Below are 26,705 nucleotides of genomic sequence, written 5' to 3'. Positions count from 1 at the left end.
ACCGTGAAATAGATATCTCAGCGCAAGCACAATCCCTGTGACAGCGGCGGACTAGAACTGTTTCTCCAGTTTTAGGCTGATGCTGTTTTTGTCGTAGGAATAAATCCAGTCGATGTTGCTCTGCACCTTGTTGTATTTGACCGTAAGGCTGGGCACCACGTCGTACACCGCCAACCGTGGGGCACGCAGGATGAAGGTGTAGCCTTGCTCATCCTCATTGCGTCGGCCATCGACGATTGCGCTGTAGGCATCGTATTGACGCTTGCGGTACGAGGCGAACAGCACGGCGCTCACGCCGATGTCGAAATCCTTGGCGACGCCCAGACGCACACCTTTTTGCAGGTACGCGGCGACGCGGTCGCGGGCGTTGCGCTCGGTAATGTCGACGCCGCCGAACAGCGTCCACTGCCGGGGCAATACTTGCCACAGGGTGGCGTAGACCGAGCTGATACCGCCGTCGAGGTTGCTGTTGATCTGGTGTTTGTACGTCATGTCCTTGTACTCGCCTTCGAGCTTGAACATGCGTGTGGCCGACAGCGTGTGAATCCACTCGCCGCGCAGGCCCCAGGCGCTGTACATGGCGTTGTCGCCAATGGTGTTGAACTCGTACGACGGCCCGAAGGCGTACTGGTTGCGCGCATCGTGGTAGCTGTAGCCGGCGTTGTTGATCACGGTGGATTCGTTGTACTTGCTCTCTTTTTCGTACGCTTGGCCGTACAACAGCGAGCGCACGAACAGCCCGTGATGGCCGCTGATGGCGATGCGTTTGTTGAGCGTGGCCTCGTAATCCTGGCCGTGGGCCGACACGGCCTTGGGCAGGGATTGCTTGACCACGTAGGTTTCTTCAGCGGTCTGGTAGCGGTAAGTCACGCTGCCTTCGGACGACTGGTTGAGGTTGTCGCTCCAGGTCGGGCCGATGGCGAACGAGCCTTGCCAGTCTTCGCGATGGTCGAGGGCCTGGATAAAACTGTCGACGGTCTTGCCCAGCCCCATGGCCTGGGCGTCCGACGGGCTGAGGCTGCTGCTGATTTTTTCGAACACGGCCTTGGAGTCGCGGTCCTTGCGGTTCTCGAACTGCACCCGCGCCAGTTCCAGGCGCCCGGGCAGGAAGTCGGGCTGGATGGCCAGCAGGTCCTGGTAATAACGTTCGGCGCTGTCCAGGTCGCCATCGGCACGGGCCAAGCCGCCGTTGGCGTAGGCGGTGAGCATCGGGTCGTGGCCGGGCAGGGCGGTGTAGCGCTTGAGGTAGTCGCGGGCGTTTGGCCATTGCTGGCGCTCGACGCTCAGGTACACCGCGCGGCCCAACTCGTCGAGGTTGTTGCCGACGGTGTAGGTCTGGCCGTCGATGGTCAGCGACGGCGCGGCACCGTCACTCGGCAGTTCATCCTTGAGCAACTCGCGCTCTTGCTTGTTGGCGCGGTACTCGATGCTCTGGTTCAGACGCAGGCTGGTGTCCTGGTCGGCGGCGAACACCGTCGGGGCCATGAACAGCAGCAGGGAAAGGGGCAACACATGCAACGTGAGGGATCGCTTGCAGTAGGGCTGGGGCATTACCGGGCTCTCGGGATCGCTTCAAAACGCCAAAAGCAAGTGCCTGGAGGCCAGGCACTTGCTTGGTGGTGCTACGTCAGTTCAAGCCGCTGTTACTTGGCTACGCCGCCGAAAGCGGTGTCGTAGTCGCGGTTGGTGAACTTGGTGATACCGGCCAGCGACGCGGTAGAGCCTGCGCCGTAGAAGTTGCCATTGGTCGTACCGGTGGACAGCAACGCATTGGTTGCGGCATTGCGCGCTGTGGCGCTGCCCGCGAAGCTGGCATCGCTGGTGCTGATGTTGGCGTTCACGCCGACTCGCAGGGTGCTGTTGGCAATAGAGCCGGTCAAGGTTGGCGCGGCAGTGCCGAAGGTGGCGGTCAAGTCACCGGCAAGAACGTTAGCCCCGGAGTAGTTGTTGATGCCCTGTACCGCGTAGGTCACGCTGGTCGTTGGCAGTACACGGCCGGTGTTGTCACCGGAGTAGTACACAACGCGAGTCGGGTCGTTGTTGGTGCCGTTCTGCGACCACTCGCCGTAGTAGACCTGCTGGCTGGCGACTTGCTTGAAGTCAAAGTTACCCAGCGCGGCGTGGGAGGCTGGCATCATGGCCGGGGTAATGGTGGTGACGCCATTGGCGTCAGTGGCGACCATGCCTTTGAGACCGCTGAAGCCCACTTTTGCACCGCCGTAAAACGCCAGCACGCCTACGGACGGTTGGCCAGCAGTGCCCGGGTGATTGGTAGAACCCGTGCCGCTGGAGCCTTCCACGACGATAGTGCCGGTATAGCTTTGGCCAGAAGAAGTATCTGCTTGAGCAACGCCAGCCAAACCAAGAAGAGCCACTGCCAATACTGTGTAGTTGAAAGTTTTCATTTCATCATCCATTGAGTGATTTTAATTAAGTCAACACGTCAAGCATCTGCCAAGTTTTCTTTAGCCTCCCATGGAACACCTCACACGTTAGAACGTAGTTGTAAGTTGGATTAAGTTAGCGTTGCGGGTTACTTAACGACTCCACCAAACGCGGTGTCGTAATTTCGATTGGTAAACTTAGTGATGCCGGCGATAGATGCGGTGGTGCCGGCACCGAAGAAGCTGCCTTGCGTCGTCCCCGATGAGAGCAGTGATTGGGTGCTGGCGTTACGAACGATGGCATAGCCGCTGAAGCTGGTATCTGCCGTGGAAATAGGGGCAGATAACTGTATTTTAAGACTGTTGTTACTCAGTGTTCCCGTCAGCGCAGGCGCCGCGGTACCGAAACTTGCAGTCAGTTCACCTGTGAGCAGGTTGGTACCTGAGTAGTTGTTAATACCTTGAACGGCGTAGGTGACGTTGGTGCTTGGCAACACTCGGCCGGTAGTTTCACCGCTGTAATACACGACTCGGGTGGGGTCATTATCGGCGCCGCTGTTCGACCATTCACCGAAGTACACTTGCTGGCTTGCAATGGTTTTGAAATCAAAGCTGCCCATTGCAGGGGGTGGCAGTGATGACAAGCTTGTGACCCCATTTGTGTCGGGCAGAATCATGTTCTTCAGGGCGTTGAAGGCGATTGGCGTCGTATTGAAAGGGCTCACCAATACAATGCTGGGTTGGCCCGGCACGCTGGGATATCCAGGTGGCCCATAGGCATGCGTGTAACCGACGTTGATGGTGCCGTAATAGCTTTGGCCGGAAGCGTTTTCCGCCCGAATCATGTCACTGAGTCCAAGCAATCCAATTGACAGAGTTGCCACAGTTAAAAGTTTCATCTCATTCCCTGACTGATGAAGTTCATAAACTTCCGTTTTCGCGAGCGGTGCAACAGCTCGGCATTGACTGATGGCTAAAAGTTTGTTGTGAATGCAAGTTTTAACGTGCGACCCGGGGCCGGCACCGCCGAACGTGTCAGTGGGTCGACGTAATAAAGGTTGCTCAAGTTGGTGCCGGTCAGTTCGATAGATGCATCGTCGGTCAACTTGTAGTTCACGTAGGCGTCATAGGTCACTATCTTGTCCCACGACATCGGGGTGTTGATGTAGTAACTGACCATGGCACTGTCGGCGTAGTTACTTTCAAACTTGCTCTCGTGTTGGCGGTAATAAATGGCGCGTCCGCCGACTTCGAGCTTGCGATTGAAGAACCGCGCGCCCAAGCCCAGATTGGCTGACCATTCCGGCTGGGACATGCTCACTAGGTAACCCCCGACAAAACCATCGTCCACACAGTTTGGGGTACTGCCGTTGGCGCTGATGCTGACGGCGGAATTTTCATCACAGACTCTGTTTTTCAGTACATGGGCAATGCTCAGGTCGGTGAAGAATCCGCCGTTGTCGTAGCGTCCCTGGAGTTCCACACCGGAGGTCGTCTGCTTCTCCAGGTTGCTGAAGAATAGCGAGGGGTCACGTTCAATCACATTTTTGGTGGTGTTGTTGTAATAGGTCAGCTTGATATCCGCACGCTCACTTCCACCCCAGCCCGCGAGGTTGTGAATGTAGGCAGCTTCATAGTTATAGGCATGCTCCGGCTCAAGGCCCCAGGGATTTATGGATGCTGAAAAGCCGAGGGTGCTTTCAAACATGCTTGGATAACGGATGGCTTCGCTGTAGCGCAAATAGAATCGGCCATTTTCCGAGGTATAAAACGTGGCCGATGCACTGGGCGCCCAGCCGCTGTCTTTCTGGTGCTTGGCTTTGACGTCTTTTACAACGGGCTGGTTTGTCGAGGTGGTACAAGCAATTACATTTTCCCCCGAGTTCGCCGCAATGATGCAGGGGTCAGTGGCGCGTGAGAAACGACCTTTATCATCGCTTGCCCAGTCGGCCGTGTTGTAAGTGTCCTGAATGCTGGTGGTTGTGCGTCTGATCTCTTCTGTGACAACCGCCTTATCTTCCTCGGTAAATCCCCAGGCGTCCCAGGTGGGTTGTTGTTCAGCAATTTTTTGCGCAATCGCTGCCTCTACCTCGCTGTCGGTCAATATTTTGCGCGTGGTGTAATTCACCCTTTTTCCAGTTTCATACACTTTGGTGGTCACACCTGACGCGTCTTGAGTTTCTTTCAAATAATCATCGAACGCCCAGTAAGACGAGTAGCGCGCGCCTGCTGTGAATTTGACAAAACTGACCGGCCGCCAATCGAAGTTGAAGTTGTACTCCCTTTCGTCCCGGCGCCCAGCGCGCGGGTTCATGCGCAAGAGGTCGAAGATAATGGGGTCGTAGTAGTCGTCCTTCGAGCTTAACTTTTCGTGCTGGTAACTGGCGCCTAACGTGAGGTCCAGGCTATCCAGCATCTTGAACTTGTTGCTGAGGGTCACGCCGGCCCGGTCATGTTGCGCGTTGGCCACGGCTGTATTTCTGAATGCCGGGTTGGCCATGCTGGTGGAGTTGGGCACACCGCCACTGGTATAGGTGTCGCTTTGGGTATTGGTGGCCCAGAGGTTGGAATAGAAATCCACCCACGGGTTGCCTTCGGGCTTGAGGTTGTATTCCAGGTTGTAGGCTTTGCTCTGCACATGACTTAGCGGCCACTGCGGTACGCCGCTGGATGCGGCGTCGTACTGGTCGCCGGGGCGGAAGAACGAAATGCGTGACGGCAGGATTTCGCCGTACAGCGAATCCGTGTCGCGGTAGCCGAACTCCAGGGATTGGTCGTCGTCGATCTTCAGCTTGGCCTTGGCTAGCCACGACTCCATCTTGCTAGAGGTATTGGGCACTTCATCCCCCGGTTTATAGATGTTGGCCAGGTTGGGGATGTAGTCGAACTGGCCATTGACCTGTTTGCCGGTGGCGTAGAACCCGCTCTTGTTCTTGCCCGCGTAGTGGTTGCCCTTTTCGCGGTAGGCGTAGGCGGCGAGCAGTTCGAATTTTTCCTGGCGGGTGCCGAGGGCCAGGCGGTAGGCCGAGTCGCCGCCGGTGATCAGGCTGTTGTCGCGGCTGGTGCGCGGGTGCTTGTACAGCGACGGGTCGTAGTAGGAATTAATGGGGATGTATTGATAGTCGGCGGGCGGGCTTTGGCCGGTCATCAAGTGCGGCAACTTGGGCGACACCGAGTTGTTACTGCCTTCCATCTTCAGCTCGCCGCCGAACTCCTGGCCTTCCTTGAGGATGTCATCCACGTTCAAGGTGTTGGCGACCACCGCGCCGCCCACGCCGCTATAGACGTTGCGCTCCAGGTTCGGTCCCTTGAGCACCTTGATGCTGCCGATCAGGTTGGGGTCGATGTAGTTACGGTTGTTGGCGCCCATGTAGCCGCGATACACCGTCAGCGCCTGTTCGGTGCCGTCGATGGTCAGCGGCACCCGGCCGGGGCCCTGGATGCCGCGCACGTTGGGGTCGAGCGCGCCGCTGTTGCGGCCGTCACCGCTGTAGACGTTGAGCATGCCCTTGAACATGTCGGCGGGGGCGGCGCCTTTGTAGCGTTCGATCTGTTCCTTGCCGGAATACACGGAGGACACGTCCAGATCGTAGATGTCGTTGTAGCCCTTTTCGTCGCGCGACTCTTTGCCGTCCAGGCCATGCACGTAGATCGGGTGCAGGTCGCCTTGCTGGATGCCGCTCATGCCCGGCGCGGGTTGCACCTGGATGATCGGCCGCTCGGGCTGGCTGCCCAGGCTGTAGGTCAGCGCCTGGTTGGCGAGCAGTTGTTGCAGCGCAGCTTCCAGGGACAGGCGGCCCTTGACCGGGTTGCCGTAGGTGCCGGTGAGGTCATTGCTGCCCAGGTAGACCTCGACACCCGCCTGGCGCGCCAGCAGCACCAGGCCTTCGTCCAGCGACAGGGCGGGTACGTCGAAGTCGTGGTAAGCACCTTGGGGTTGCACCTGTGCAGCGCTGCTGACCGGGCGGGTTTGCACCGGGTTGATGGCGGCGGCGTCGGCGGCCAGCGCGAACACGGCGAGCTGGATGCCCAGGCTCAGTCGCGTGCGATTTGCTGCCTTGCGCTTCTTGTTGTTCTGTTGCATCTGCAAAACCGGCCTCACTAAAGCAAATAAGAGTTATTCACATGTAGTAGAAACGCAGCAGCAGCAAAAACGCGATAGATCGTTATGATCTATGTATCTTGTTTTATATATTCATGATGTTAAAAGGCCCGCAGGCGGGGCCTTTCAGTAGATCAGCGTGAGTCCAGGCAGGTCGAGAATGCGCCCGTGGGCTTGCTGTGCGAGGTGTTTGAGGGCGTCGTCGAGATTGTCCAGACGCATCACCGCGCTGATGCGCACCGCACTCAATGTGTCGCCTTTGACCACGACCAGCCCCGGTCGGTAGCGATTGATGCGCGCCACCGCTTCGCCCAGCGGTTCGCGTTGGAACACCAGGCGACCTTCCTGCCAACTGGCCAGTTCATCCGGGCGCGTGGTGAGCGGCACCAAGCCGGTCTTGGGGCTGAAGCGCAGGCTGTTGCCTTGCTCCAGCAGGGCGGAGCCGGCCGCATCATCGCGCTGGGCGGGCGTCAGGTTGACCTCGACCTTGTGCTGCAAAACCCCGACCCAGCCTTCGCGATCCTGACCGACACCGACCAGATAGCGTGTGCCGCGTGCAGTGATGTCGGCGCCGGGCGCGCGCACGGTAAAAGGGCGGCGCTCCTGATCATTGATCGGCGATGGGGTGAACACCGCTTCGCCCTGGCTCAGGTTGACCAGGCGAGTTTGCTCGTCATAGGCGACGTTCAGGATGCTGTGGCTGCCCAGTTCAACCTGGCTGCCATCTGCCAGGGTAATGTGGCGAACTTCGCCAAAGCCGGTGTGATAGTCGCTGTTCAGCGCTTGCAGCCAGAAGGGCGGCGCGAGCAGCATCCAGCAGCCCAGCGCGGCAGCACCGATGGCGCTGGCGCAGGTATTGCGGGTCCAGAGCGTGCGCGGCGGGCGTTGCGGTTTTACATAGCCGGGGTGGCGTTTGAGCGAGGCGGTGGCGCGCCAGGCACGGTCAGCCCGGCCGGCGGCGGCGGCATGCCTGGGGTCGGCTTCCTGCCAACGCTGAAAAGCTTCTAGCTCACGCGCCGACAGCTGGCCTTGTCGATGACGCATCACCCAATCGGCAGCTTTGCGCTCCAACGGGTCGGTCGTTTGTGGGGGAGCATTCACGGTTCTGACTGTTTACCTTCTTGCTTTTCAAGATACCCAAGGTCTAGCCCTCTTGGTCTGGATCAAGCGCCTTGCCAATCTTGGCCAGCGCCATCGCCATGTGTTTTTGTACAGAGCTTGTGGATATCCGTAAATAGCGGGCGGTCTCTTTGTGCGTCATGCCTTCCACCCGGCACAGCATGAAAATATCGCGGGTGCGCTCTGGCATGCGTTCCAGCAGGCTTTCCAACTGCTCCAGGGCCAGGGCGTCGAGCGCTTGCTCTTCCGGGCCGCTGGCTTCGTCCACCAGAGTGTCGAAATAGGCGGCTGCGTCGCTGTCGAAGCGCTTTTCACCGTAGCGTCGATGGTGGTCGATCATGAGGTTGTGCGCGACGCGAAACAGGTACGACGGCGCGCACAGGATGCGTTCCATGTTCTCCAGCTGGGCGATGCGCAGGAACGTGTCCTGCACCAGGTCCGAGGCAAGGCTGGGGGTGCATTTCTTCCGCAACAGGTAACGATGCAGGGCGGATGCATGTTGATTGAAGAGTTTTTCCAGCACGGCGGCACGTTCCTATGCTCGGGCAGAACCGGGAGAGGGCACGAGTATAGTGAGAATGTTTCTCATTAATCCAGTAAAAACAACAAAGCATTTCTGACAGGCAAAAAAAGACCCCGGCGGTGTATTTCACTACACCGCCGGGGTCGTTTACTGCGCGCTCAAGGCGCCAGGTGATCAGCCGTTCTGGCGGATACCGGCAACCAGCCAAGGTTGGTTTTCGCCTTGTGGGCGTTCCATGTTCCAGCTTTCGCTGAACACTTCGCCTTGGTCAAAGCGCGAGTTTTTCGACACGCCGCTGAAGGTCAGGGTGGCGATAGTCTTGTCGGCGCGGTCATCCACGCCTTCCAGTTGTACGCGCAGGTCGTCGATGTAGGTCGACTGGAACGCGTCGCCCAGTTCAGCGCGTTCGCGCTTGAGGAACTCCAGCAGTTGCGGGGTCACGAACTCGGCGATCTTGTCCATTTCGTTGGCGTCCCAGTGTTGCTGCAGGGACTGGAAGTGGCTGCGGGCCGCTTCGACGAAACGCTCTTCGTTGAACCACGCCGGAGCGTTGATCACTGGGCGGGCAGCAGCAGGGGCTGCGGAACCACCGAAGATCGAGCCCATGGCCGGCTTTTGCTCGAACACTTCACGCTGCATCGGCGCGCCGGCTGGAGCCATGTGCTCCTGCTGCTTGCGGCGACGGGCGGCGATAAAGCGGAAGATCACAAAGGCGATGACCGCCATGATCAGGATGTCGAAGATCTGCATGCCCTGGAAGCCGCCGCCCATGAACATGGAAGCGAGCAGGCCACCGGCCGCGATGCCGGCCAGAGGGCCCAACCAACGCGAAGCACCGCCGGCCTTGGCAGCAGCGCCAGCAGCACCGGCCGCGCCTGCGGTAGCGGCTGCACCGCCCATGCCGCCAGCGGAGGGAGCCATCTGGCTGGTTTGGTGAGTCGGTGCTGCGCCCGAACTTTTGCCGCCACCGAAGCGCTTGGCGTTGGCGTCGAGGCTCATCGTCAGGCCGATGCACAACGCCATGGCGATGCTAAGAAAACGTTTCATAAAGGGAATTCCCATTTGTGGATTGCACGCGCGCCATGTTGCACAGGTGTCGTGACAGTGGCTAGCGACATAATGTTTCGGGCTTTTGCGTAAGACGAAATCTGAAAGGTCTGTAGGACGTATTACAGATATTGGCCCGTCTTGTCGGAATACAAGGGCACGCTGTCGTTGTGGCGAGGGAGCTTGCTGCCGCTGGGGCGCGAAGCGGCCCCAAAAGACAGGCCTGCTGCGCAGGCCAGCGGGAGCAAGCTCCCTCGCCACAGAAGGTGTGTCAGATGGCTTCGAGCTTCGCGTAACCCATCATCAGCCACTTGCTGCCTTCGGCGAAGTTCACCTGCACCCGTGCCTGGGCGCCGGCGCCTTCGAAGTTGAGGATCACGCCTTCGCCGAAGATCGCATGCTTGACCTGCTGGCCGAGGCTGAACGCGGTTTCCGGGATTGCGGAGCCAGCAAACAGGCTGCTGGCGCTCTGCTGCTGGCCGCCGCCGAACGGGCGGCTGACGCTGTTGGACAAACGCACTTCCTGGATCAGCCCCTTCGGCACTTCACGTACGAAGCGCGACACCTTGTTGTAGGTCTCGCTGCCGTACAGGCGTCGGGTCTCGGCGTAGGTCATCACCAGGTTCTGCATCGCCCGGGTAATGCCCACATAGGCCAGGCGGCGTTCTTCCTCAAGGCGGCCGGGTTCTTCCAGGCTCATCTTGTGGGGGAACAGGCCTTCTTCCATGCCCACCAGGAACACATACGGAAACTCCAGGCCCTTGGCGCTGTGCAAGGTCATCAGCTGGATGCTGTCTTCATGCTCGTCGGCCTGGGTATCACCGGCTTCCAGGGAGGCATGGCCGAGGAAGGCGGCGAGCGGGGTCAACTCCTCTTCGTTCTCGGTGTTTTCGAACGCGCGGGCGGCGCTGACCAGTTCCTCAAGGTTTTCTACCCGAGCCTGGCCTTTCTCGCCTTTTTCCGCTTCGTGGTAGGCAATCAACCCGGACTGCTCGATCACCGTCTGCGTCATTAAATGCAGGGGCATTTCCGCACACTTGGCGGCGAGGTTCTCGATCAGCTCGACAAACACCCCCAACGCCCCGGCTGCACGACCGGTCAGGCCTTTATTGGCGACGAGCAAGCGCATGGCTTCCCACATCGACACATCGGCATGGCGCGCGTGATCGCGAATCGCCTCGACGGTTTTTTCGCCGATGCCACGGGCCGGAATGTTGATCACCCGCTCCAGCGCCGCATCGTTGCCGCGACCTTCCAGCAAACGCAGGTAGGCCATGGCGTTCTTGATTTCGGCGCGCTCGAAGAAGCGCTGGCCGCCATAGATGCGGTACGGGATGCGTTCGCGCAGCAAGGCTTCTTCCAGCACCCGCGACTGGGCGTTGGAGCGGTAAAGGATGGCGATATCGCTGCGCGCCAGGCCGGTCTTCAGCGCGCTTTCGATGGTTTCCACCACGTAGCGCGCTTCGTCGTGCTCGTTGAACGCGGCGTACAGGTTGATCGCCTCGCCTTCGCCGCCGTCGGTCCACAGCTCTTTGCCCAGGCGCCCGGTGTTGTTGGCGATCAAGGCGTTGGCGGCCTTGAGGATACCGGCGGTGGAGCGGTAGTTCTGTTCCAGGCGGATGGTGATCGCGTCCGGGAAGTCTTCGGAATACTGGTAGATGTTCTCGATTTTCGCGCCACGCCAGCCGTAGATCGACTGGTCGTCATCGCCCACCACCATCAGGCTGTCGCCGCCCTTGGCCAGCAGACGCAACCAGGCGTATTGCACGGCGTTGGTGTCCTGGAATTCGTCCACCAGGATGTGCCGGAAGCGTTTCTGGTAATGGGCCAGCAAGCCGGGGTTGTCACGCCACAGGTCGAGGGCGCGCAGCAGCAGCTCGGAGAAGTCGATCACGCCAGCACGTGCGCAGGCCGCTTCGTACGCTTCATAGATGCTGCGCATGGTAGCCAGGAACAGATCGCCGCTGGCCTGGATGTGCTGCGGGCGCAGGCCTTCGTCTTTCTGGCCGTTGATAAACCACTGCGCCTGGCGCGCCGGCCAGCGTTGTTCGTCCAGCCCCAGCTCGCGGATCACCCGCTTGACCAGGCGTTGCTGGTCATCGCTGTCGAGAATCTGGAAGGTCTGGGCCAGGCCCGCTTCCTGCCAATGCGCCCGTAACAGGCGGTGCGCCAGGCCGTGAAAGGTGCCCACCCACATGCCGGCCGGGCTGATGCCCATCAACTGCTCGATGCGATGGCGCATCTCGGCAGCGGCCTTGTTGGTGAAGGTCACCGACAGGATCGAATGGGGGGACGCGTTTTCGACCTGGATCAACCAGGCGATACGGTGCACCAGCACTCGGGTTTTACCGGAGCCAGCACCGGCCAGGACCAACTGACGGCCAACGGGGGCTGCTACGGCCTGGCGTTGGGCATCGTTGAGGGAGTTCAGCAAAAGGGAGAGATCATCGCGCATCGGCGCATTCTATGGCCCTCGGGGGAGTGGGGCAAACCCCAATGCCGGATGGTCGATAATTCTGTTGGGGCTGATGACCGGTCGGTCATCGGGTGCAGCCCCCGGACCGCCTTGCCCAAGCTGTCTGGCACCGAGGTTTGCGGGTAAATATCCGCTGGTTTTTATGACGTGGAGCAGTTTGGCGCACGCGCAGGCTTGTGTATGCTCCGTGCACGTTTCGGGCTCACCATTATAAGAACACTGCCTATGACCCTCAGCACCGACCTGCTCAGCCCCTCGGCGGCGCCCGCGCAGGTTATCCGCAAGCACTACGCCACTGAGATGGCGGTCGAACGCACACGCCTGTTGTATCAGGGCTCGTTGTTGCCCACCTTATTAATGTTGGTCAACGGCCTGGTCTGTGCCTGGCTGTTGTGGAACCCCAAACAGTACCTGCTGGACAGCATCTGGCTGGTATGGCTGCTGGCGCTGGTAGCGATGCGCGTGATCCAGGTGGCGGCGTTTGATTCGGCGATGCCCAGTCGCCAGGCCCAGCCGGTGTGGCGGCGCATGTTCATGCTCGGTTCGGCGGTCAGTGGCCTGACCCTGGCCACCGCCGCCATCGCCCTGGTGCCGGTGGACAGCTTTATGCAGCAGGCCTGGGTGTTTGGTCTGATCGGCGCCGCGACGCTGTCGGCCAGCGTGGCCTACGCCGTGAGCTTGCCGGCGTTCCTGTCGTTTGCCTTGCCATGCCTGGTGCCGGCGATCCTCTATCTCTTCTGGAACGGCGCCCCGCAGCAGCAAGGCTGGGGTGTGCTCGGCCTGATTCTGTTGGCGTCCTTGAGCGTGGTGGCGTGGCAGGTCAACCGCCTGATCCAGCGCGGGCTGTTGCGGCGCTTCCAGAACCAGGCGCTGATCGAACACTTGCAGCAGGCGCAGCAGCGCAGCGAGCAGTTGAATCAAGAGTTGGTGCGCGAAGTCGAACAGCGCCGCCAGATCGAGCAGGAATTGCGCGAAGCCCAGACCGGCCTGCAAGACCGCGTGGCCCAGCGCAGCCAGGAACTCGACGCTGCCAGCCTTGCCCTGAACAAGAGCGAGGCGCGCCTGGCCATGGCGCTGCAAGCCAGCGAGCTAGGCTTGTGGGACTGGAACCTGCAAACCGACGAGGTCCACCACACCCAACTCAAGGAGTTGTTCGGCCTGGAGCCGGAGTACGTCACGGCGATGCTCAGTCACCTCAAGCCACGCCTGCACCCCGACGACTTGCCGCTGCTCAAGCGTGCGCTGGTCGAGCATCTCAAGGGCCGCAGCGAGGACTATCAGGTTGAATACCGCGTGCGTCACGGTGACGGCCACTGGGTCTGGATCGAAGACCGTGGCCGCGCCGTGGAGCGCGCGCCCAGCGGCCGGGTCACCCGGATGCTCGGCACCCGTCGCGACATCAGCGCCAGTAAAGTCCTCGAAGAGCAGCAACGACTGGCTTCGACGGTCTTCGAGGCGGCCAGCGAAGGTATCGTGATTCTCGACCCGGACTACAAGCTGATCGCGGTGAACCAGGCCTTCAGCCGTGTCACCGGTTTTGACATCGATGACATGCTCGGGCGCAACGTCGTCGAACTGCCCAGCAGCCGCGACGCGCGCCGCCACTTTCCGGTGATCCGCCAGGCGTTGCTCAGCCATGGCACCTGGCAGGGCGAACTGGTGGAAACGCGCAAGAACGGCGAGTTGTACCCGCAGTGGTTGCACTTGAATGTGGTGCGTGATGTTCGGGGAAAGGTCAGCCATATCGTGGGCTTCTTCGCCGATCTCTCCGCGCGGCGCGAATCCGAAGAGCGCATGCGCTACCTCACCCATTACGACGAGCTGACCGGCCTGGCCAACCGCTCGCTGTTCCGCGAGCGCCTGCGCGAAGCCCATGCGCGGGTACGCCAGGGCGGGCGCAGCCTGGCGCTGCTGCATATCAACCTTGATCGCTTCAAGCTGCTCAACGACAGCCTGGGCCACGAAGTTGCCGACCAACTGTTGCAGAAAATGGCGCGGCGCTTGATCAATGCCTTGCCGGAAGCGGACACCATTGCGCGCCTCTCCGGCGACGAATTTGCCGTGCTGTTCGACGCCTACGGCAGCCTGTCGAGCCTGGCGCGGGTGGCCACGCGGTTGCTGGCCAAACTGCGCGTGCCGGTGACGGTGGACGGGCATGAGTTGGTAGTCAGCGCCTCGATGGGCGTCAGCCTGCTGCCGGATAATGCGCGGGAAATTTCCGCGCTGGTCAGCCAATCGAACATGGCCATGCAACACGCCAAGCACCTGGGCGGCAACAATTTCCAGTTCTACACCGACAGCCTGCAAGCCAGCACGCTGGAGCGCTTGCAGCTGGAAAACCAACTGCGCAAAGCCATCGAAGACCGCCAGCTGACGGTGTTCTACCAGCCGAAACTATGCCTGGCCACCGGCAAGCTGAACGCCGCCGAAGCGCTGGTGCGTTGGGAGCATCCGCAGTGGGGCATGGTGCCGCCGGGTGAGTTTATCGGCCTGGCGGAAGAGACGGGCCTGATCGTGCCGCTAGGCGAATTTGTGCTGCGCCAGGCCTGCTGGCAGGCGTGCGAATGGCAGCGCCAGGGGCTGGCGCCGATCCGGGTGTCGGTGAACCTGTCGGTGCATCAGTTGCGCCAGGGCAAACTGGTCAGCCTGGTGCGCCAGGTCCTCGAAGAAACCGGGCTGGACCCGCAATATCTCGAGCTGGAACTGACGGAAAGCCAGCTGCTCGATAGCGTTGAGCACATCATCGCCACCTTCCAGCAGTTGCGCGACCTGGGGGTGAAGCTGGCCATCGACGACTTTGGCACCGGCTATTCGTCCCTCAGCTACCTCAAGCGCATCCCCGTGGATTACGTGAAGATCGACCAGACCTTCATCCGTGGTCTTGGCCAGGGCCGTGAAGACGCGGCCATCACCCGAGCAATCATCGCCATGGCCCATGGCTTGGCGTTGAAAGTGGTGGCCGAAGGTGTGGAGGATAAGCAGCAGTTGGACTTCTTGCGGCAGGAGCGTTGTGACGAAGTGCAGGGTTATCTGATCAGCCGGCCAATGCAGGCAGAAGGGTTGGCAGATTTGTTACGGAAAAATGCAGATTTTCCTTAATGACGGCGGGGCCGCCCCGATGGCTACAAAGCGCCTGCCCTTTGAATCAGAGGGCAGCAGGGCGATTTAGTGATGCATCAGACGGGCAAAACGACAATTCTTGTAGTATAACTACAAGCTTGCTACATCCCTGGCACCTGCCAATAACAAGAGTCCTGCCCTTTGAACCTGTTGCAACATATCGCCCAGTCGCGCCACCTGTTACGTAAATCGGAACTCAAGGTTGCCGACCACGTGCTGCTTGATCCTGCGGCCGTGATGCACAGTTCCATGGCCGACCTGGCCCACAGCGTGGGCATCAGCGAGCCGACCATCGTGCGCTTCTGCCGCGCCATCGGTTGCTCCGGGTTCCAGGACCTGAAACTCAAGCTGGCCCAGAGTCTGGCCGCCGGCGCGAGCTTCGGGCAGTTTGCGATCCACGAAGACGATTCTGTCGCCGACTACAGCCTGAAAATCTTCGACACCACGCTGCACACCCTGATGGAAGTGCGCGAGAAACTCGACCCGATCGAGCTGCAAAAAGCCGTGACTGCGATGTCCCAGGCCCAGCGTGTCGAGTTCTATGGTTTTGGCGCTTCGGGTGCGGTGGCAGCTGACGCCCAGCACAAATTCTTCCGACTGCTGCTCACGGCAGCGGCCTACAGCGACCCGCACATGCAGGCGATGTCGGCGGTGACGTTGAAGCCCACCGACGTGGCGATCTGTATTTCCCAGTCCGGGCGTTCCAAGGACCTGCTGATCACCGCCAACCTGGTGCGTGAAAGCGGCGCGACCCTGATCACCCTGTGCCCGAGCCAGACGCCGTTGGCGGAGCTGTCCACCGTCAACCTGGCGATTGATGTGCACGAAGACACCGAGATCTACACGCCACTGACCTCGCGCATTGCCCACCTGGTGGTGATCGACGTGCTGGCGATGGGCGTGGCCATGGCGCGCGGGCCGAGCCTGGTCAACCACCTCAAGAGCGTGAAGCGCAGCTTGCGCAGCCTGCGGTTGTCGCCCAAGTCCGTCAAAGCCCTCGACGACTGATTGAAATGTGCACGGACCAATGTGGGAGCGGGCTTGCTCGCGAAGACGGAGTGTCAGTCAAAGATGTTCTAACTGACCCACCGCATTCGCGAGCAAGCCCGCTCCCACATTTGAATCTCCTGCATATTTAGGAAGATTCATCTTCCTGTCATGCGCTCGCCGCCAAACCGTAACCCCCCAAGCCCATCCTGAACTCCCGTACTCGCATTGGGAGACTCGAAATGGCCCGTCCCTACGAAGACAGCAACAGCGCCGTCAAAACCCGCCGTCAACAGGAAGACCAGCGCCGCATGGCGTTCCGTCGCGCAATCGAAGACCGTTGTGAAGAACGCCAACTGCTCCAAAGCATCAGTGACTACCCGGAACTGCATTGGCAGGCACCCGTGGCTGCCCAGCGAAACGCTCAGCCAACACGCTGATCTGTGCCCGTTCGCTGCGGATAAAGCCCAGGAACGCATGGGCCACCGGTGACAGGCGCTTGGCCTTGGCCTGCACCAGGCACCAACTGCGGTACAGCGGCAGCTCTTCCACCGGCAGCTCCTTGAGCCCGCCGCTGGCCAGTTCCAGGTTCACGGCGTGGCGCGTCAGCAAGGCCACGCCCAAACCTGCGCTCACGCATTCGCGCTGGGCCTCGGCCGACGACACTTCCACTGTCTGGGTGAAGTGCACGCGTTTCTCCTTGAAGTATTCCTCGCAGGCCATTCGCGTGCCGGAACCCTGTTCGCGGACCAGCAGCGTGTAAGGCTCCAGGTCTTGCAGGCGCAGCGGGCCTTGCAGGCTCAAGGGATGATCAGGGGGCGCCACCGCGACGATCGGGTTGTTGAGGAACGGCAGGAACTCCAGGCCCATGTCCTGGGGCACCATGGACATGATCACCAGGTCGTCGCGATTGTCCGAAAGCCTGCGAATCACCTGGGCGCGGTTGACCACCGTCAGGTGCAACTGCACTTCGGGATGCTGGCGCTTGAACGCGGCAAACAGATGGGGCACGAAGTACTTGGCGCTGGATTCAATCGCCAGCTTCAACTGGCCCTGCAACGAGCCCTGCATGTCCGACAGTTGCATGTCGAGGTTTTCCAGGCGCCCGAAAATGTCCCGGCTGGCGCGCTGCAAGGCTTCGGCGGCCTCGGTCATGTAGAGCTTTTTGCCGACGTAATCGAATAATGGCTGGCCGATCAGCTCTTCCAGCTGGCGAATTTGCAGGCTGACGGCGGGTTGTGTGAGGGACATTTCCTCGGCAGCGCGGCTATACGAGCGCAAATCGCACACTTCATTGAAAATCTGCAATTGACGCAATGTCATACGCATCAATGACTTACGCATTTTTACCGTCCTTTCGCCCGAGGCTGTCCGGCCAACTATAAGTCTTTACTTATGCACGACCCAATAATTATTGATTTTTGTTAATCCCTCCACGGGCTTAGTGTGTGTCTCGCGACTGTCATGAAACATTTGGTCACGCGCCGACCCGGGTCTAGCGGGTCGAAGAACGCAGCAATCGGCTCAAGGGAATTTCCAAGTGATAAAAAAGATCCTGATCGCCAACCGTGGTGAAATTGCCGTACGAATCGTGCGTGCCTGCGCCGAGATGGGCATTCGCTCGGTCGCGGTCTACTCCGACGCCGACCGCCACGCGTTGCACGTCAAACGTGCCGACGAAGCCCACAGCATTGGTGCCGAGCCTTTGGCCGGCTACCTGAACCCGCGCAAGCTGGTGAACCTGGCCGTGGAAACGGGTTGTGACGCACTGCACCCCGGCTACGGCTTCCTGTCGGAAAACGCCGAACTGGCAGACATTTGCGCCGAACGTGGGATCAAATTCATCGGTCCGTCCGCTGAAGTGATCCGCCGCATGGGCGACAAGACCGAAGCGCGCCGCAGCATGATCAAGGCCGGTGTACCGGTTACCCCCGGTACCGAAGGCAACGTCGCCGACATCTTTGAGGCCCTCACCGAAGGCGACCGCATTGGTTACCCGGTGATGCTCAAGGCCACCTCCGGTGGTGGCGGCCGCGGTATCCGCCGTTGCAACAGCCGTGAAGAACTTGAACAAGCCTTCCCCCGCGTTATCTCCGAAGCCACCAAGGCCTTCGGTTCGGCGGAAGTGTTCCTGGAAAAATGCATCGTCAATCCCAAGCACATCGAAGCGCAGATCCTCGGTGACAGCTTTGGCAACGTGGTGCATTTGTTCGAGCGCGATTGCTCGATCCAGCGCCGTAACCAGAAGCTCATCGAAATCGCGCCAAGCCCGCAGCTGACCCCGGAACAGCGCGCCTACATCGGCGACCTGTCGGTGCGTGCGGCCAAGGCCGTGGGCTACGAGAACGCCGGCACCGTGGAGTTCCTGCTCGCCGAGGGCGAGGTGTACTTCATGGAGATGAACACCCGGGTGCAGGTGGAGCACACCATCACCGAAGAAATCACCGGGATCGACATCGTCCGTGAGCAGATCCGCATCGCCTCGGGCCTGCCGCTGTCGGTGAAACAGGAAGACATCCAGCACCGTGGTTTCGCGTTGCAGTTCCGCATCAACGCCGAAGACCCGAAGAACAACTTCCTCCCAAGCTTCGGCAAGATCACCCGTTACTACGCCCCCGGCGGCCCCGGTGTGCGCACCGACACGGCGATCTATACCGGCTACACCATCCCGCCGTTCTACGACTCCATGTGCCTGAAACTGGTGGTGTGGGCGTTGACCTGGGAAGAAGCCATGGACCGCGGCCTGCGTGCCCTGGACGACATGCGCCTGCAAGGCGTGAAGACCACCGCCGCCTACTACCAGGAAATCCTGCGCAACCCGGAATTCCGCAGCGGCCAGTTCAATACCAGCTTCGTTGAAGCCCACCCTGAATTGACCAACTACTCGATCAAGCGCAAACCCGAAGAGCTGGCCCTGGCCATCGCCGCCGCCATCGCCGCCCACGCAGGCCTGTGAGGAATACAACAATGTCCAAGAAAATCTTTGTCACCGACACCATCCTGCGCGACGCCCACCAATCGTTGCTGGCGACCCGCATGCGCACCGACGACATGCTGCCGATCTGCGACAAGCTCGACAAAGTCGGCTACTGGTCCCTGGAAGTCTGGGGCGGCGCGACCTTCGACGCCTGCGTGCGCTTCCTTAAAGAAGACCCGTGGGAGCGCCTGCGCAAACTGCGCGCCGCGTTGCCCAACACCCGCCTGCAAATGCTGCTGCGTGGCCAGAACCTGCTGGGCTACCGCCACTACAGCGACGACGTGGTCAAAGCCTTCGTCGCCAAGGCCGCAGTCAACGGTATCGATGTGTTCCGCATCTTCGACGCGATGAACGACGTGCGTAACCTGCGCGTGGCTATCGAAGCGGTAAAAGCGGCGGGCAAACACGCTCAGGGCACCATCGCCTACACCACCGGCCCGGTGCACACCGTCGAGGCCTTCGTGGCCCAGGCCAAGCAGTTGGAAGCCATGGGTTGCGACTCCATCGCGATCAAGGACATGGCTGGCCTGCTGACCCCGTACGCCACCGGCGAACTGGTCAAGGCGCTGAAAGCCGAGCAGACCCTACCGATTTTCATCCACTCCCATGACACCGCGGGTCTGGCCGCGATGTGCCAACTCAAGGCCATCGAAAACGGTGCCAGTCACATCGACACTGCCATCTCCAGCTTCGCCTGGGGCACCAGCCATCCAGGCACCGAGTCGATGGTCGCCGCCCTTAAAGGCAGCGAATTCGACACCGGCCTGAGCCTGGAGCTGCTGCAAGAGATCGGCCTGTACTTCTACGCGGTGCGTAAGAAATATCACCAGTTCGAGAGCGAATTCACCGCTGTCGACACCCGTGTGCAAGTCAACCAGGTGCCGGGCGGGATGATTTCCAACCTGGCCAACCAGTTGAAAGAGCAGGGCGCTCTCAACCGCATGAGCGAAGTACTGGCCGAGATCCCACGCGTACGTGAAGACCTTGGCTTCCCGCCGCTGGTCACGCCGACGTCGCAGATCGTCGGCACCCAGGCGTTTTTCAACGTGCTGGCCGGCGAGCGCTACAAGACCATCACCAACGAAGTGAAGCTCTACCTGCAAGGCGGCTACGGCAAGGCGCCAGGCACCGTCAACGAACAACTGCGCCGCCAGGCCATTGGCAGCGAAGAAGTGATCGACGTGCGCCCGGCTGACCTGCTCAAGCCGGAAATGACCAAGCTGCGCGGCGAGATCGGCGCGTTGGCCAAGTCCGAAGAAGACGTGCTGACTTATGCCATGTTCCCGGACATCGGCCGCAAGTTCCTCGAAGAACGCGACGCCGGCACCCTGGCGCCGGAAGTATTGCTGCCGATTCCTGAGGCGGGCGGCGTTGCGCGTGCCGGTGGTGAAGGTGTGCCGACCGAATTCGTCATCGACGTGCACGGCGAAAGCTACCGCGTGGACATCACCGGTGTCGGCGTGAAGGCCGAAGGCAAGCGCCACTTCTACCTGTCCATCGACGGCATGCCGGAAGAAGTGGTGTTCGAACCGCTCAATGAGTTCGTCGGCGGCGGCAGCAGCAAGCGCAAGCAAGCCACTGCGCCGGGCCATGTCAGCACGGCGATGCCGGGCAATATCGTCGACGTGCTGGTCAAGGAAGGCGACGTGGTCAAGGCCGGTCAGGCCGTGCTGATCACCGAAGCGATGAAGATGGAAACCGAAGTGCAGGCAGCCATTGCCGGCAAGGTGACCGCCGTTCACGTGGCCAAGGGCGACCGGGTCAACCCTGGCGAAATCCTGATTGAAATCGAAGGCTGATCCAGCCTTCGACACTACCGCTTAATCCTCGGGGGGGCAGGTGCCCTCCTTTTTTTTGCCCGGGATTTGACGTCGTCTAGAAGGTCATTCGCCATTCGCCCGTCAGGCCCTGATGACGGCTGTGGGTGCCTTTTTCGCTGGTGTAGGCCAGGCCTACGGTGTGATTGGCCGAGAGCTGCAGATCCAGGCCGGTTACCAAGGTGAGGCTGTTGCGGTCCAGGGCTGTTCCCTGGACGGTGAAGCTGTCAATCGCGTGATAACGAAAGGACTGGCGCACGCTACTGTCGACGTCGCCATAGAGATGTTTCCAACCGGCACTCAGGTAAGGTACGAGCTCCATCTGGTTGTCGAACTCATACCGTTTGGCCAGGTTCAGGCCGAACGAGCTGCTCAAGTTCTGTTGGGTTTGAGCCTGGACGTTAAGAGCATCTGACCCACCGTGCTCCTTGAATCCACCGCGGTGGTAGCGCTGGTAGCCAAGGCCGGCAAACGGCTCAATGCTGTAGCCGTCGCCCCCCAGTTGGTAGCCCGCTTCGGCGAACACGTTCTGGCTGGTGGCATCGTAGCGCCCCTTGATTGTTTGCTTGTGGCTCAGAAATTCGACGCTGCGCTGGTTCTTGCCCGTATGGTTGCTGTAGATCGCCCCTAGACGCAGGGCGAAGGGGTCTTCCTGGCGCACGGCATAGGCGCCCAAGTGCCAGCTGTCCAGGTTCGCGGCAAAGCGTCGGGCGTCCAGGCGGCTGTTGGAGCTTGCCCCCAGCACGCCAATGCGCCAGGCATAGTCGACTGCCCAGTCGGCGCCCACCATCAGGCCCTGATTGGCGGTGCCGAGTCCGGCACTGCCACGCTGGCCGGCGAGGTCACCTTCGCTTGCCAGGTTTGTCACCCAGAAATGCCCATCGTCGTTGTCTTCGGGCTGGTCCAGCAGGATCAAGCGCAGTCGGTTGACCAGTTGTTGCGTGGTGCCCTGGGTGGCGGCTGCCAGGTTGGCGTTCTGGCTTGCGGCCAATTGTTCGAGGGCCGCGCCAATACCGCCGGGTTGGGCGGCCAGCTGCGCGCCGAATTTTTCCAGCGCCTTGATCTGCTCGGCGGTCAGTTGGTTCGATTGCAGCAGTTGGATCAGCGCCGGGTCCAGCACTTTGGCGAGCTGCACACCGTTGTGCGTAGTGGCTTGCCGAGTGAAATAGTTGTCGACGGGTGAGGCTTTGGTCTCAGGTGTGTAGGACCATGCATCAGTGAGCGTTTTGTAGAGTTGATACCCGTAAGGCGTGTACCAGGTAGTACTGCGCGCGTGGGCAGATTGAAGGCTGGCGGCAAGCGCAAGGCTGATGAAAAGTACGATCTTGCGGGGTGTCATGGGCATGAATTCCCGACCTCTTGTGGATGAGGCCGGGAATTTAGCGAGATGGCGGGGGGATAACTGTCAGGGCATGGGCTCCCGGTTTGCGGGAGTTGTCTCTATTGGCACGCGTTCAAATAGGGTCTGCATTTTATTGCGTACAAAATCACACAGCCGTCACTTACCTGCATTTTATTGCAGTTGCTCGGTCTGCAAATGGGCGTGGTCAAGCTGCGCCGTCAGTCCAGCTGACCCTCAGCTACGGCGCACATACCCCTTGCCATAGTGCCGCTCCATTCGCGCCTGGATCAGTTCCAGTCCCAGGGACAGCACCCAGTAAATAATCGCAGCGGTGGTCAACATCTCGATATAGCGATAACTCGACCTGCCATAGGACTGCGCCAGGAACATCACCTCCCACACACCCATCACCGAGATCAGCGACGAGTCCTTGAGCATCGAGATGAACTGGTTGGTCGCCGGCGGAATGATGGTGCGCATGGCCTGGGGCAGGGTCACGTGCCAGAAGATCGCACTGTCGCGCATGCCCAGCGCCAGGGCCGCTTCGCGCTGGCCGTGGGCGACGCCGAGGATGCCGGCGCGGAAGATTTCGCTCAGGTAGGCGCCGTAGTTCAGCGACAGCGCGATGATCCCGGCGACGATGGCGCCCGGCACCAGACCCAATTGCGGCAGGCCGAGGTAGATCAGCAGGATCTGGATCAGCAGCGGTGTGCCGCGAAAGAACGACGCGTAGAAGCTGGCGATGCCAAAGGCCACGGCGCTTTTCGACAAGCGTCCCAGTGCGGTGACAAAACCCAGCACCGACGAGATCACGATGGAACATAGGCACAGGAACAACGTCAGCGCCGCGCCTTGCAGGAAGCCGTTGGGCGCCAGGTGCAGGCCGACCAGGTTGGGCAGCTTGTCGAGGATGATCGAGAACTTCAGGTCAAAGCTCAGGAAGAAACTGGCGAACAGGCAAAGCAGCGCTGCCCAGGTGAGGTAGAGGCGGGTGCGAAAGCCAAACAGGCGCTGCACGCGCGACTCGCTGACCTTGGGCGGTGTAGGAAACGCTGTCATTGGCTGATGTCGGCGCCGATCCATTTTTGCGACAACTGGCTCAAGGTGCCGTCCTGTTTCAGCTGGGCAAAGACTTCACGCACTTTGCTGTCCCACTGTGGGTCGCCTTTTTCGATGGCCACCGAGTTGGGTTCCGAATACAACGCCTCGCCGGCCAGTTTGAAGCGCTTGTCTTCGTTCAGGCGCGGTTGCGCCGTGACCAGGTTGGTGAGGATCGCATCCAGGCGCTTGCCGGCGCCGAGGCCGAGGTCCTGGAAGGCGACGTTGTCGGTGTCGTACGGGGCGATCTGCACGTTGTCGAACGGGTACTGCAACTGGGTGTCTTCGGCGCCTTCGATCACCAGGTTTTTGTTCAGGTAGCTTTCATAGCTGGAGGCGCTGGTGAGGCCGACTTTTTTGCCGCTCAAATCCTTGGCGCTGTGGATGCGCTCGTCCGTGGCGTTGACCACGATCACTGCGGGCGAGGCGTAGTACTCCACCGGGAAATCGAACACCTCGGCGCGGGCCTTGCTCGGGGTCATGGAGCAGATGCAGATGTCGTAGCGCCCGCTCCAGCGGCCGGCGGCGATCACGTCCCAGGACGGGGTTTCCAGGCGCAGTTTCACGCCGAGTTTTTGCGCAACGGCCTTGGCGACATCAACGTCGAAGCCATCCAGTTGATTTTGCTCGTTCAAGAACGAAAACGGCGGGTAGCTTTCCATCAGCACGCCCACCAACTCTTTCTTTTGCTCGATGCGGTCCAGCGTGGTGCCGCCGAAGGCTTGGGTAGAAGCAGCCAGAATCGTCAGGCCCAGGGCCAGCAGCGGTTTAAGTTTCATGAAGAACACCGTTAGAAAAAAGAGTTGTTATGTACTGAATTGAACGTATTAAATAGTTATAAGAACGACTCTCATAGTGAGTTATTTTCATAAGCTTATGAGTAAAAAGCATATGGCCAACGCAACAGTAATTCTCGATGGCGGCATGGGCCGTGAACTGCAACGCCGTGGCGCGCCGTTCCGGCAGCCGGAGTGGTCGGCGCTGGCGTTGAGCGAAGCGCCGCAGGCAGTGGAAGCGGTGCACGCGGCTTATATCCAAAGTGGCGCCAACGTTATCACCAGCAACAGCTATGCCGTGGTGCCATTCCATATCGGCGAGGCGCGCTTCGCCGCCGAAGGCCAGGCCCTGGCGGCGTTGGCCGGTGAATTGGCGCGGCGTGCCGTGGACGCTTCCGGCCAGGCCGTGCGCGTGGCCGGCTCGCTGCCGCCGCTGTTTGGCTCGTACCGTCCCGACCTGTTCGAGCCGCAGCGCGTCGCCGAGTTGCTGACACCGCTGGTGCAAGGCCTGTCGCCGTTTGTCGACCTGTGGCTAGCGGAAACCCAGAGTTCCATCGCCGAAGCGCGCGCCATCCAGGCTGGGCTGCCAAAGGACGGCAAACCGTTCTGGCTGTCGTTTACATTGAAGGATGAAGACACCGACGACGTGCCGCGCTTGCGCTCCGGTGAGCCGGTGGCAGACGCTGCGGAAGCGGCGGCGCAGTTGGGTGTGCAGGTGTTGCTGTTCAACTGCAGCCAGCCGGAAGTGATCGGCGATGCAATTGATGCCGCGCGCCAGACGTTCGCGCGGTTGGGCGTGCAAATTGAAGTGGGCGCCTATGCCAACGCGTTCCCACCGCAACCCAAGGAAGCCACGGCCAACGATGGTCTGGACCCGTTGCGCGATGACCTGGATCCACCGGGGTACCTGCATTGGGCGGCGGATTGGCAGGCGCGTGGTGCCAGCCATTTGGGTGGTTGCTGCGGGATTGGGCCGGAGCATATTGCGGTGTTGGCGCAGAAGCTGCGGTAGTAGAACCAATACAAATCCAAATGTGGGAGCGGGCTTGTGTGGGAGCTGGCTTGCCTGCGATGGCGGTGTGTCAGTACCCGATGTGCAAGCTGATACACCGCCATCGCGGGCAAGCCCGCTCCCACAGGGGTTATGTGTTGTCTGGGAGGCGGCACTCGGCCAGGCTTTTCAACTGGCCCGAGCCAGCCTGATTCGCCTCCGACAACCATTCCTCAAACCCCGCCCCAACTGCCGGCCATTCCGCGTCGATGATCGAATACCACGCCGTATCGCGGTTCTTGCCCTTCACCACCGTGTGCTGGCGGAACACACCCTCGAAGCTGAACCCCAGCCGTTCTGCCGCGTACTTGGAGCGGTCATTGGCGTTATTGCACTTCCACTCCAGGCGGCGGTAACCCTGCTCGAACGCGTGTTTAGCCAGCAGGTACACCGCTTCGGTGCTTTTCGGCGAGCGTTGCATCGGCGCGCCAAAGGTCACGTGGCCGATTTCGATGCGGCCTTGTTCGGGCACGATGGACATCAGGCTGAGGATGCCTTGCACCTGGCCGGTCGCGCGGTCGATCACGCTGAAAAAATACGGGTCGCTGTGGGCGGCGTGGTTGTTGAGCCAGTCATTGAACGCGCTGCGCTCGGGGAAAGGTCCGTAAGGCAGGTAGTCCCACAACTTGGGGTCGGCGCCAGGGCCTTGCAGGGCTTGGAACAGATCGTCGCCATGGCGCGCCGGGTCGAGTTTTTCCAGGCGGATAAAGCGCCCTTCAAGCAGTTGCACGGTCGGCGCCGGGACGCCTTTCCAGTCGGCGAGGGAAGTGGACATGCTGCGCTCCTTAAAGGCCTTTGCGAAATTGGATAAAACCGGGACGTTCGGCGATGCGCTCATAGAGTTGGATCGCGGTGGCATTGGTTTCGTGGGTCAGCCAATGCACCTTGCAGCAGCCATCGGCCTTGGCGGTGGCGTAGACGAACTCAATCAGTTTGCGGCCCACGCCGGTGCCGCGTTGGCTCGGGTCCACCAGCAGATCCTGCAGGTAACAGGAGTTCTCGATGCTCCAGTTGGAGCGGTGGTAGATGAAGTTGACCATGCCCACCGCCTTGCCATCCTGCCAGGCCAGTGCCGAATGGGTCGGTTCGCTGGCGTCGATCAGGCGCTGCCAGGTGCTTTGGCTGACCGCGTCCGGTAATTCGGTGTTGTAGAACTTCAAGTACGCCTGCCACAGCGGCAACCATGCGGCGTGGTCGGTGGCGCTGACTTGGCGGATATCGATCTGGCTCATTCTGCAACTCCTTGGGGAATAAATTGGCCGAGAGTCTGGTCGCGCACGTCCACGCTGGCGGCGAGGCCGTCACGCACGCCGGCCATGTCGGCGGGGCTACGGTTCTGGCTGAGCTTGCGCTTGCCGATCAGGCGTTCCATCGGCAGGGCAAAGCCGACGATGGCCTTGAGCATGCCGTCAATGTAGTCGGCCGGGGCGTCGCTGACTTTCCACGGCTCGGCGCGGTTGCCTTCATGACGGTCGGTGAGGGCGCTGACCAGTGCGAGCAAACGCTCGGCATCGGTGAACACTTCGGCCGTGCCGTAGGCGTGTACGGCGATGTAGTTCCAGGTGGGCACGACTTTGCCGTGCTCGGCCTTGGCCGGATAAAACGCCGGGCTGATGTAGGCCTCGGCGCCGGCAAAGATCACCAGCGCTTCGCTGCCATTTTGCAGGTCGCGCCACTGCGGATTGGCCTTGGCCAGGTGCCCGTGAAGCGTGCCATTCGGGCCTTCGGAGGGGTGGAGCAGCAGCGGCAAATGGCTGGCCAGCAGGCCCTGTTCGCCAAACGTCACCAACTGCGCTAGGCGCGTGTGCTGGATCAACTGATGCAGTTCGGGCAAGTCATCGAGGGCAAAGGCGCGGGGTGTGTACATGGAAATATTCCTTGGCGAA

General features: G+C 60.6%; 21 protein-coding genes. 6 read left to right on the top strand and 15 right to left on the bottom strand.

The window, feature by feature from the left end; translation table 11 throughout:
- Positions 1-51: 51 nt before the first annotated feature.
- From DBR46_RS16135 to uvrD, 8 genes are all read right to left on the bottom strand, one after another.
- The gene (locus DBR46_RS16135; protein ID WP_124526985.1) at positions 52-1,551 is read right to left on the bottom strand and encodes a porin family protein; all 1,500 of its coding nucleotides are present in this window, start codon (positions 1,549-1,551) and stop codon (positions 52-54) included.
- Between the two features lie 92 nt (positions 1,552-1,643).
- Positions 1,644-2,405: a Slam-dependent surface lipoprotein gene (locus tag DBR46_RS16130; RefSeq protein WP_124526984.1), complete on the bottom strand. Its 762-nt coding sequence runs from the start codon at positions 2,403-2,405 to the stop codon at positions 1,644-1,646.
- A gap of 128 nt (positions 2,406-2,533) precedes the next feature.
- Complete coding sequence (locus DBR46_RS16125) at positions 2,534-3,283, bottom strand: Slam-dependent surface lipoprotein (protein ID WP_124526983.1); 750 nt, start codon at positions 3,281-3,283, stop codon at positions 2,534-2,536.
- A 74-nt stretch (positions 3,284-3,357) separates the two neighbouring features.
- Entirely contained in the window at positions 3,358-6,468 is a 3,111-nt protein-coding gene (locus DBR46_RS16120; protein WP_177414065.1) for a TonB-dependent receptor, read from the bottom strand.
- Positions 6,469-6,612: 144 nt separating this feature from the next.
- A complete protein-coding gene (locus DBR46_RS16115; RefSeq protein ID WP_256659317.1) occupies positions 6,613-7,587 on the bottom strand; it encodes a FecR domain-containing protein in 975 nt (324 codons plus the stop codon).
- Between the two features lie 43 nt (positions 7,588-7,630).
- Positions 7,631-8,128, bottom strand: coding sequence for an RNA polymerase sigma factor (locus DBR46_RS16110; RefSeq protein ID WP_124526981.1), 498 nt, complete (start codon positions 8,126-8,128; stop codon positions 7,631-7,633).
- A gap of 174 nt (positions 8,129-8,302) precedes the next feature.
- Positions 8,303-9,175 carry a Tim44 domain-containing protein gene (locus tag DBR46_RS16105; protein WP_124526980.1) on the bottom strand — a complete coding sequence of 291 codons (873 nt, stop codon included), beginning with the start codon at positions 9,173-9,175 and terminating at the stop codon, positions 8,303-8,305.
- A 271-nt stretch (positions 9,176-9,446) separates the two neighbouring features.
- Entirely contained in the window at positions 9,447-11,630 is a 2,184-nt protein-coding gene (gene uvrD, locus DBR46_RS16095) for a DNA helicase II (protein ID WP_124526979.1), read from the bottom strand.
- A gap of 246 nt (positions 11,631-11,876) precedes the next feature.
- Here uvrD and DBR46_RS16090 point away from each other — a divergent pair, with 246 nt between their 5' ends.
- From DBR46_RS16090 to DBR46_RS16080, 3 genes are all read left to right on the top strand, one after another.
- A complete protein-coding gene (locus DBR46_RS16090) occupies positions 11,877-14,750 on the top strand; it encodes an EAL domain-containing protein (RefSeq protein WP_124526978.1) in 2,874 nt (957 codons plus the stop codon).
- 162 nt (positions 14,751-14,912) lie between these two features.
- Entirely contained in the window at positions 14,913-15,779 is an 867-nt protein-coding gene (gene hexR / locus DBR46_RS16085; RefSeq protein ID WP_017739023.1) for a transcriptional regulator HexR, read from the top strand.
- Between the two features lie 221 nt (positions 15,780-16,000).
- On the top strand, positions 16,001-16,198 hold the full coding sequence (locus tag DBR46_RS16080) for a PA3496 family putative envelope integrity protein (protein ID WP_122485268.1): 198 nt from the start codon (positions 16,001-16,003) through the stop codon (positions 16,196-16,198).
- On the opposite strand, the gene DBR46_RS16075 is transcribed toward DBR46_RS16080, so the two are convergent.
- The gene (locus DBR46_RS16075) at positions 16,128-17,102 is read right to left on the bottom strand and encodes a LysR family transcriptional regulator (RefSeq protein ID WP_124526977.1); all 975 of its coding nucleotides are present in this window, start codon (positions 17,100-17,102) and stop codon (positions 16,128-16,130) included. The genes DBR46_RS16080 and DBR46_RS16075 overlap by 71 nt on opposite strands.
- Before the next feature lie 196 nt (positions 17,103-17,298).
- Here DBR46_RS16075 and DBR46_RS16070 point away from each other — a divergent pair, with 196 nt between their 5' ends.
- Both DBR46_RS16070 and oadA read left to right on the top strand, forming a co-directional pair.
- The gene (locus DBR46_RS16070; RefSeq protein ID WP_124526976.1) at positions 17,299-18,714 is read left to right on the top strand and encodes an acetyl-CoA carboxylase biotin carboxylase subunit; all 1,416 of its coding nucleotides are present in this window, start codon (positions 17,299-17,301) and stop codon (positions 18,712-18,714) included.
- Positions 18,715-18,725: 11 nt separating this feature from the next.
- The gene (gene oadA, locus DBR46_RS16065; RefSeq protein ID WP_124526975.1) at positions 18,726-20,534 is read left to right on the top strand and encodes a sodium-extruding oxaloacetate decarboxylase subunit alpha; all 1,809 of its coding nucleotides are present in this window, start codon (positions 18,726-18,728) and stop codon (positions 20,532-20,534) included.
- A 76-nt stretch (positions 20,535-20,610) separates the two neighbouring features.
- Here oadA and DBR46_RS16060 read toward each other — a convergent pair whose 3' ends face one another.
- From DBR46_RS16060 to DBR46_RS16050, 3 genes are all read right to left on the bottom strand, one after another.
- Complete coding sequence (locus DBR46_RS16060; RefSeq protein WP_124526974.1) at positions 20,611-21,897, bottom strand: autotransporter domain-containing protein; 1,287 nt, start codon at positions 21,895-21,897, stop codon at positions 20,611-20,613.
- A gap of 231 nt (positions 21,898-22,128) precedes the next feature.
- Positions 22,129-22,953, bottom strand: a complete 825-nt coding sequence (locus DBR46_RS16055; protein ID WP_124526973.1) for an amino acid ABC transporter permease — start codon at positions 22,951-22,953, stop codon at positions 22,129-22,131.
- A complete protein-coding gene (locus tag DBR46_RS16050; protein WP_124526972.1) occupies positions 22,950-23,771 on the bottom strand; it encodes an ABC transporter substrate-binding protein in 822 nt (273 codons plus the stop codon). Before DBR46_RS16050 ends, DBR46_RS16055 begins: the two co-directional genes overlap by 4 nt.
- Before the next feature lie 112 nt (positions 23,772-23,883).
- Between DBR46_RS16050 and DBR46_RS16045 the strand changes: the two genes are divergently transcribed.
- On the top strand, positions 23,884-24,780 hold the full coding sequence (locus tag DBR46_RS16045) for a homocysteine S-methyltransferase family protein (protein WP_177414063.1): 897 nt from the start codon (positions 23,884-23,886) through the stop codon (positions 24,778-24,780).
- A gap of 130 nt (positions 24,781-24,910) precedes the next feature.
- On the opposite strand, the gene DBR46_RS16040 is transcribed toward DBR46_RS16045, so the two are convergent.
- The 3 genes from DBR46_RS16040 to DBR46_RS16030 are packed head-to-tail and all read right to left on the bottom strand — an operon-like array spanning position 24,911 to position 26,686.
- Positions 24,911-25,594 carry a GNAT family N-acetyltransferase gene (locus tag DBR46_RS16040; RefSeq protein ID WP_124526970.1) on the bottom strand — a complete coding sequence of 228 codons (684 nt, stop codon included), beginning with the start codon at positions 25,592-25,594 and terminating at the stop codon, positions 24,911-24,913.
- Between the two features lie 10 nt (positions 25,595-25,604).
- On the bottom strand, positions 25,605-26,051 hold the full coding sequence (locus DBR46_RS16035; RefSeq protein WP_124526969.1) for a GNAT family N-acetyltransferase: 447 nt from the start codon (positions 26,049-26,051) through the stop codon (positions 25,605-25,607).
- Entirely contained in the window at positions 26,048-26,686 is a 639-nt protein-coding gene (locus DBR46_RS16030; protein ID WP_124526968.1) for an FMN-binding negative transcriptional regulator, read from the bottom strand. The genes DBR46_RS16035 and DBR46_RS16030 overlap by 4 nt, the downstream gene beginning before the upstream one ends.
- Positions 26,687-26,705: the final 19 nt, after the last annotated feature.

Source organism: Pseudomonas sp. KBW05, from assembly GCF_003852405.1.
GTDB lineage: Bacteria > Pseudomonadota > Gammaproteobacteria > Pseudomonadales > Pseudomonadaceae > Aquipseudomonas.
Note: the sequence above shows the minus strand (reverse complement) of the source record. Positions and strands in the feature narration are given on the sequence as shown.

Bases quoted from the DNA above. Each gene is read 5' to 3' on its own strand.
- DBR46_RS16135 (WP_124526985.1), bottom strand. From the start codon at position 1,551: ATGCCCCAGCCCTACTGCAAGCGATCCCTCACGTTGCATGTGTTGCCC.
- DBR46_RS16130 (WP_124526984.1), bottom strand. From the start codon at position 2,405: ATGAAAACTTTCAACTACACAGTATTGGCAGTGGCTCTTCTTGGTTTG.
- DBR46_RS16125 (WP_124526983.1), bottom strand. From the start codon at position 3,283: ATGAAACTTTTAACTGTGGCAACTCTGTCAATTGGATTGCTTGGACTC.
- DBR46_RS16120 (WP_177414065.1), bottom strand. From the start codon at position 6,468: ATGCAACAGAACAACAAGAAGCGCAAGGCAGCAAATCGCACGCGACTG.
- DBR46_RS16105 (WP_124526980.1), bottom strand. From the start codon at position 9,175: ATGAAACGTTTTCTTAGCATCGCCATGGCGTTGTGCATCGGCCTGACG.
- uvrD (WP_124526979.1), bottom strand. From the start codon at position 11,630: ATGCGCGATGATCTCTCCCTTTTGCTGAACTCCCTCAACGATGCCCAA.
- DBR46_RS16090 (WP_124526978.1), top strand. From the start codon at position 11,877: ATGACCCTCAGCACCGACCTGCTCAGCCCCTCGGCGGCGCCCGCGCAG.
- DBR46_RS16080 (WP_122485268.1), top strand. From the start codon at position 16,001: ATGGCCCGTCCCTACGAAGACAGCAACAGCGCCGTCAAAACCCGCCGT.
- DBR46_RS16075 (WP_124526977.1), bottom strand. From the start codon at position 17,102: ATGCGTAAGTCATTGATGCGTATGACATTGCGTCAATTGCAGATTTTC.
- oadA (WP_124526975.1), top strand. From the start codon at position 18,726: ATGTCCAAGAAAATCTTTGTCACCGACACCATCCTGCGCGACGCCCAC.
- DBR46_RS16060 (WP_124526974.1), bottom strand. From the start codon at position 21,897: ATGCCCATGACACCCCGCAAGATCGTACTTTTCATCAGCCTTGCGCTT.
- DBR46_RS16055 (WP_124526973.1), bottom strand. From the start codon at position 22,953: ATGACAGCGTTTCCTACACCGCCCAAGGTCAGCGAGTCGCGCGTGCAG.
- DBR46_RS16050 (WP_124526972.1), bottom strand. From the start codon at position 23,771: ATGAAACTTAAACCGCTGCTGGCCCTGGGCCTGACGATTCTGGCTGCT.
- DBR46_RS16045 (WP_177414063.1), top strand. From the start codon at position 23,884: ATGGCCAACGCAACAGTAATTCTCGATGGCGGCATGGGCCGTGAACTG.
- DBR46_RS16040 (WP_124526970.1), bottom strand. From the start codon at position 25,594: ATGTCCACTTCCCTCGCCGACTGGAAAGGCGTCCCGGCGCCGACCGTG.
- DBR46_RS16035 (WP_124526969.1), bottom strand. From the start codon at position 26,051: ATGAGCCAGATCGATATCCGCCAAGTCAGCGCCACCGACCACGCCGCA.
- DBR46_RS16030 (WP_124526968.1), bottom strand. From the start codon at position 26,686: ATGTACACACCCCGCGCCTTTGCCCTCGATGACTTGCCCGAACTGCAT.